This is a genomic window from Nocardiopsis sp. FIRDI 009 (assembly GCF_003386285.1).
Lineage (GTDB): Bacteria > Actinomycetota > Actinomycetes > Streptosporangiales > Streptosporangiaceae > Nocardiopsis.
Genome location: NZ_QPNC01000038.1, coordinates 1 through 1,228 on the forward strand (window position 1 = coordinate 1; position 1,228 = coordinate 1,228).

Sequence of the window (1,228 nt, forward strand, 5' to 3'; positions counted from 1 at the left end):
CCGGGCGCCACCTTCAAGGGAATCGCCTCAGACCTGGGCATCGCCCGCGGCACCCTGCAGAACTGGGTCTACGCCCAGCACCCCGAAGGCCGACCCACCCCGCAAGCCGCCACACCCACCACAGGCACCCCAGGCGCACCGGCCAAGAGCGAGAGTGCCGCGGCCAGGATCGCCCGTCTGGAAGCCGCCCTGGCCGCCGAACAGGCCGAACGCCAAAAGCTCGAGACCGAACGCGACATCCTGCGCCAGGCGGCCAAATATTTCGCGGGCGAGACGAACTGGTGAACCGCTTCGAGTTCGTCGCCGACCACCGACACACCTTCGAGGTGAAGCGGTTGTGCGAGGTCATGGGCGTGGCCCGGTCCTCGTTCTACGCCTGGCTCAAGGCCGCCCCCGCCCGGGCGGCACGTCAGGCCGCGGACCTGCTCCTGGCCGAGCGGATCCGCTCCCTGCAGGACCCGAAGCAAAGCGGAGACCCCGCCTACGGGGCGCCCCGGATCACCGCCGACCTCAACGACGGAGCACACGAGAATGCACGCATCAACCACAAGAAGGTCGCCCGCGTGATGCGCGAGCACGACCTGGCCGGGATCCGGCTCCGCCGGCGGGTGCGGACCACCACCGCCGACCAGTCCGCCCGCAAGCACCCCGACCTGCTGGGCCGAGACTTCACCGCCCAGAATGTGGGCGAGAAGTACGTCGGGGACATCACCTACCTGCCGCTCGCAGGCGGGCGCAACCTCTACCTGGCCACGGTCATCGACCTGTGCTCCCGCAAGCTGGCCGGGTGGGCGCTGGCCGACCACATGCGCACCGACCTTGTGGCCGACGCTCTGAGGGCGGTCGCCCGCGACCGGGGCACCCTTGCCGGGGCGGTGTTCCACTCCGACCACGGGTCGGTCTACACCTCCCGGGCCTACGGGGACCTGTGTTCCGAGCTCGGCATCGTCCAGTCGATGGGGGCGATCGGGTCGAGCGCGGACAACGCCGCCGCGGAGAGCTTCAACGCCACACTCAAACGGGAGACTCTCGCTGGAGAGGCCGTGTACGCGGACGAGGCGACGTTGCGGCGCACGGTGTTCAGGTGGGCGTATCGGTACAACACCCGCCGTCGTCACTCACACTGCGGGAACGTGTCCCCGAACGACTTCGAGGTCTCCAGAGCGTCTACGCTGGCGATCGCGGCGTAGTCAATCACCCCCGTGTCCAAGATCCGGGGTTAAGCCCC

At 69.2% G+C, this 1,228-nt stretch carries 1 protein-coding gene; it reads left to right on the top strand.

Features of this window, described 5'->3' with window-relative positions:
• Positions 1 to 1,190, top strand: a protein-coding gene (locus tag DVR05_RS24995; RefSeq protein WP_232832315.1) for an IS3 family transposase whose coding sequence is annotated in 2 segments (ribosomal slippage) — positions 1 to 268 and positions 268 to 1,190 — 1,191 coding nt annotated over the 2 segments. Because the reading frame shifts where the segments join, the coding sequence is not laid out codon by codon here. This gene is flagged as partial in the annotation.
• Positions 1,191 to 1,228: the final 38 nt, after the last annotated feature.